This is a genomic window from Holdemanella hominis (genome assembly GCF_014306155.1).
GTDB lineage: Bacteria > Bacillota_I > Bacilli_A > Erysipelotrichales > Erysipelotrichaceae > Holdemanella > Holdemanella hominis.
This window is the reverse complement of the sequence record NZ_JACRWH010000084.1, coordinates 1-4,917: the sequence shown is the minus strand read 5'-3', so window position 1 is coordinate 4,917 and position 4,917 is coordinate 1. Positions and strand designations below refer to the sequence as shown.

Annotated in this window: 5 protein-coding genes and 1 pseudogene; all 6 read left to right on the top strand. The window is 37.2% G+C overall.

What is annotated here, in order from left to right; translation table 11 throughout:
- Positions 1-552 (top strand): annotated as a pseudogene (locus H8911_RS11670) (carbamoyl-phosphate synthase large subunit); the annotation flags it as partial.
- Between the two features lies 1 nt (position 553).
- A complete protein-coding gene (locus H8911_RS11665) occupies positions 554-1,279 on the top strand; it encodes a dihydroorotate dehydrogenase electron transfer subunit (protein WP_117926752.1) in 726 nt (241 codons plus the stop codon).
- Positions 1,279-2,187, top strand: coding sequence for a dihydroorotate dehydrogenase (locus H8911_RS11660; protein ID WP_222621033.1), 909 nt, complete (start codon positions 1,279-1,281; stop codon positions 2,185-2,187). Before H8911_RS11665 ends, H8911_RS11660 begins: the two co-directional genes overlap by 1 nt.
- Complete coding sequence (gene pyrF / locus H8911_RS11655) at positions 2,187-2,885, top strand: orotidine-5'-phosphate decarboxylase (protein ID WP_186999779.1); 699 nt, start codon at positions 2,187-2,189, stop codon at positions 2,883-2,885. The genes H8911_RS11660 and pyrF overlap by 1 nt, the downstream gene beginning before the upstream one ends.
- A 261-nt stretch (positions 2,886-3,146) precedes the next feature.
- A complete protein-coding gene (gene carA / locus H8911_RS11650) occupies positions 3,147-4,226 on the top strand; it encodes a glutamine-hydrolyzing carbamoyl-phosphate synthase small subunit (protein ID WP_117926749.1) in 1,080 nt (359 codons plus the stop codon).
- Positions 4,219-4,917 (top strand): carbamoyl phosphate synthase preATP-grasp domain-containing protein (locus tag H8911_RS11645; RefSeq protein ID WP_500784412.1); only part of this gene is annotated, 699 nt, incomplete at its 3' end. The genes carA and H8911_RS11645, both read left to right, overlap by 8 nt.

Below are 4,917 nucleotides of genomic sequence, written 5' to 3'. Positions count from 1 at the left end.
TTTGTCAAAGCACCAGTATTCTCATTTGCGAAATTACGTAGTGTAGATACAGTGTTAGGACCTGAAATGAAATCTACAGGTGAGGCTTTGGGTAGTGATGTAAACTTAGAAAAAGCATTATATAAAGCATTGGTTGCCAGTGGTGTGAGTGTTCCAACACATGGAAATGTATTAATGACAATTGATGATGAAAATAAACAAGAAGCATTAGAATTAGCGAGACGTTTCGCAAATATCGGATATGGAATCTATGCGACGAAGGGAACGGCAGATCTATTTGAAAAAGAAGGATTGTATGTTCACCGTGCTAGCAAGATTGAAACAGAAGATGGTAAAAACGTTCTAGACATTATTCGTAATGGACGTGTAAACTTTGTCATCAACACAATGTCTAATAAGAAGAACACAAGTGCCGATGGATTCTTGATTCGTCGTGTATCTGCAGAAAATAACATTTCTTGCATGACAAGTTTAGATACAGCGAATGCATTGGTGAAAGTTTTAGAGTCATTGAGTTTCTCAATGGTTTCTATGAATGAAATGGGGAAATAGTATGCAGGAATTTGCGAAGATTCTATCGAATGTCAAAATCGCAAATGATATTTGGAAGATGGAATTGAAAACAGGCTTAGCTAAAACAGCTAAGCCTGGTCAATTCATTGAAATCACAGTTCCAGGTTTCTATTTGCGAAGACCCATATCGATTAGTGAAATTAAGGAAGATGTTTTAGTCATTATCTACAAGGTGCTTGGTGAAGGTACTTTAAAAATGACTGAACTTGAAGGAAAATTAGATATCTTTGGTCCTTTAGGAAATGGGTTTCCAATTGAAGATAAAGAAGAAGTTTTGTTGATTGGTGGAGGTGTTGGTGTACCACCACTATATGAAACAGCCAAACAATATTTAAGTAAAGATGCACGTGTAACTGTAGTATTAGGTGCAAATGATGCCGGTAGCGTATTCTATGTGGATGAATTTAAGGCTTTAGGATGCGATGTATATGTCGCAACCATGGATGGTTCATTGGGTACAAAGGGGACGGCATTGGATGCGATCAAAGAAAACAATGTGACATGTCCATTTGTGCTTAGCTGTGGACCTTTACCTATGTTAAAGGCAATCAACGAACAATATAGTGAAGGCTATATTTCATTAGAAGCTCGTATGGCATGTGGTCTAGGTGCTTGTATGGGATGTGTTGTGAAAGATGTAGAAGGACATTCATTACGTGTATGTAAAGATGGTCCTGTATTTGAAATGAGAAAGGTGGCTTTATAATGGATATTTCAGTAAAACTACCTGGATTAAATTTAAAAAATCCAATTATTCCAGCTAGTGGATGTTTTGGATTTGGTAAAGAATATGCCGAACTATATGATTTGAGTGTATTAGGTGGTATTGCCATTAAATCGGCTACGCCACAAGAGCGTTTTGGAAATCCTACACCAAGAATTGCCGAAACTCCAATGGGAATGTTGAATGCGATTGGGCTACAAAATAAGGGCGTAGATTCAATTATCAAAAACGAACTTCCATTCCTTGCACAGTATGATACAGAAATCATGGCCAATGTGGCGGGTGCATGTGAAGAAGATTATGTAGAGGTTATCAAGAAATTAAATGATCAGCCAGTAATCAAGGCTTATGAATTAAATATTTCTTGTCCTAATGTAAAACATGGTGGTATTGGTTTGGGAACGAAACCTGAGCTTGCAGCACATGTGACAAAGATTTGTAAGGATGCAGCTACAAAACCTGTATATGTGAAGCTTTCACCAAACGTAACAAATATTGTAGAAATTGCCGAAGCCGTTGAAGAAGCCGGTGCAGATGGCATTGTATTGATCAATACTTTAATGGGTATGCGCATCAATTTGAAGACGGGAAAACCATTACTTGCCAATGTAACAGGTGGTCTTTCTGGTCCTGCCATTAAGCCAGTTGCCTTAAGAATGGTATATCAAGTGGCACAAGCTGTAAATATTCCAATCATTGGTGTTGGTGGAATTACTTGTGCAGAAGATGTATTGGAATTCTTAAATGCTGGGGCAAGTGCTGTTGAAGTGGGGGCCCAAAACTTTGTGGATCCTTATGTATGTCCAAAAATCATTGAGGATCTTCCAAAAGTATTAGAGAAATATGGATATAAGAATATTGAAGAAGCAGTTGGAAGGAGTTTTAAATAATGAGTAAGACAATTGTAGCACTAGATTTTTCTAGTAAAGAAGAAGTTGTAGATTTCTTAAAACAATTTGATGAACCTGTATATGTAAAGATTGGTATGGAATTAACATATGCGTGTGGTTTAGAAATGGTAAAAACAGTGAAGGAAATGGGGCACCATATTTTCTTAGACTTGAAATTGCATGATATTCCAAACACAGTTAAGGGTGGAATGAAAAACTTAGCGAACTTAGGTGTAGATATTGTCAATGTACATTGTGCTGGTGGTATTGCGATGATGAAGGCTGCCGTTGATGGTTTGAATGAAGGGGCTAAAGATGGAAAACGTCCTATGTGTATCGGTGTAACTCAGCTTACTAGTACTTCTAAAGAAGCTATGAATAACGAATTAGGAATTCCAGGTGAAGTGATTGATTGTGTTATTAGATATGCGAAGAATGCCAAAGAAGCAGGCTTAGATGGTGTTGTATGTTCCGTACATGAAGCTAAGGCGATTCACGAAGCTTGTGGAGAAGACTTCTTAACAGTTACTCCTGGTATTCGTTTGGCAAGTGATTCTAAAGATGATCAAAAACGTGTTGCCACTCCAGCATTTGCGAAAGAACAAGGTTGTGATTATATCGTAGTGGGTCGTTCAATTACTAAGAGTGCAAACCCTGTTGAAACATACAAGGAAATTGAAGCAACTATGTCAAAATAAGGTGTGAGAAATCGCATCTTTTTTTTACTTTTTTATTGAAATTTTCATGATTTGTGGTAGTATACTAAACAGAAAAAATATAGCGATTTTTTTCAAAGGAGGATATCTATGATCAAGAACCCAGTTTTATTTATGAAAAAAACGTCAGTGGTTGAGATGAATAGTATTCTTCGTAGTGCTATACTTTTTAATGGTTCCATTTAAAGATTGGCAATGTATTGTTTGCTAATCTTTTTTTTGAGTAAATAACAGAAAGGACAAATTATGGAAAGACTTTTGATTTTAGAGGATGGAAGTGTATATCGCGGAACAGCGTTTGGTAGTGACAACTTCCAAATTGGTGAATTGGTATTTAATACGTCAATGACGGGTTATCAAGAAATTTTAACAGATAATTCATATTGTGGGCAAATTGTAATGATGACATATCCATTGATTGGTAACTATGGAATCAATCGTGATGACAATGAAAGCATGGTTCCATGTGTATTTGGATTTGTCGTTAAGGACTATTGTGAATTTCCAAGCAATTTCAGATGTTCAGAAACATTAGATGATTTCTTAAAACGCGAAAATATTCCAGGTATTTATGATATTGATACACGTGAAATCACAATGAAGATTCGTAACGTAGGTACCATGAAGGCAGTTATGGCTGATGTGGATGCCAATGTAGATGCGATAGTTGCTGGTTTAAAAGCCGCTGATTTCTTACATGATCAAGTGGCTCGTGTTTCGACAAATAAAGTATTCCCAATCCCAAATCGTGGTAAGAAAGTTGTATTGATGGATTTTGGGGCAAAATTAGGTATTGTTCGTGAACTATCAAAACGTGGATGCGATTTAGTGATTGTTCCATATGATACACCAGCAAGCACAATCTTATCTTATCGTCCAGATGGCGTTATGTTGTCGAATGGTCCTGGTGATCCTACCGATGTAAAAGTCGCTATTGAAACGATTAAAGAATTGATTCCTCAAACGGTTGTATTTGGAATTTGTCTAGGTCATCAGTTGATATCTTTGGCTTGTGGTGCAAAAACATATAAATTGAAATTTGGACACCGTGGAGCTAACCATCCTGTAGTTAATCTTTCAACAGGTAAAGTAGAAATTACTTCTCAAAACCATGGTTTTGCGGTAGATATTGATAGCTTGAAGGATACGCGCTTGGAAATGACACACCAAGCATTAAACGATAAAAGCTGTGAGGGTGTTCGTCATAAAGACTATCCTTGTTTTGCGGTGCAATATCATCCAGAAGCAAGTGCAGGACCTGAAGATTCTCGTTACTTGTTTGATCAATTTATTGAATTAATGGAGGAGAATAAAAATGCCTAAACGTACAGATATCAAAAAAATCTTAGTTATCGGATCTGGTCCGATTATCATTGGTCAGGCAGCTGAATTTGATTATGCCGGAAGTCAGGCATGTCAATCTCTTCGGGAAGAAGGTTATGAAGTTATTTTAATTAACTCAAACCCTGCCACAATCATGACAGATACTGCCATTGCGGATCGTGTTTATATTGAACCTTTGACTGTAGATTTCGCAAAACGCGTTATTTATAAAGAAAGACCCGATGCCATTTTAGGATCATTGGGTGGTCAAACAGGATTAAACCTAGTTGTAGAATTACATGAAGATGGAATCTTAGATGAGTTTGGTGTAGAAATTTTAGGTACAGACCTACATGCGATCAATCGTGCAGAAGATCGTGAATTGTTCCGATCTTTAATGCAGGAAATCAACGAGCCAGTACCAGAAAGTATGATTGTTCATACAGTAGAAGAAGCTGTTGAATTCGCAAACCGCGAAGGATATCCATTAGTTGTTCGTCCAGCTTATACACTTGGTGGAACGGGTGGAGGTTTCGCCGATGATGAGGCTGAACTTCGTGAAATCTGTGATTCAGGATTAAAGGCTAGTCCTGTACATCAATGTTTGATTGAACAAAGTATTGCCGGATATAAAGAAATCGAATACGAAGTAATGCGTGATGCCAAAGACAATGCAATCGTAGTCTGTAGC

Bases quoted from the DNA above. Each gene is read 5' to 3' on its own strand.
- H8911_RS11665 (WP_117926752.1), top strand. From the start codon at position 554: ATGCAGGAATTTGCGAAGATTCTATCGAATGTCAAAATCGCAAATGAT.
- H8911_RS11660 (WP_222621033.1), top strand. From the start codon at position 1,279: ATGGATATTTCAGTAAAACTACCTGGATTAAATTTAAAAAATCCAATT.
- pyrF (WP_186999779.1), top strand. From the start codon at position 2,187: ATGAGTAAGACAATTGTAGCACTAGATTTTTCTAGTAAAGAAGAAGTT.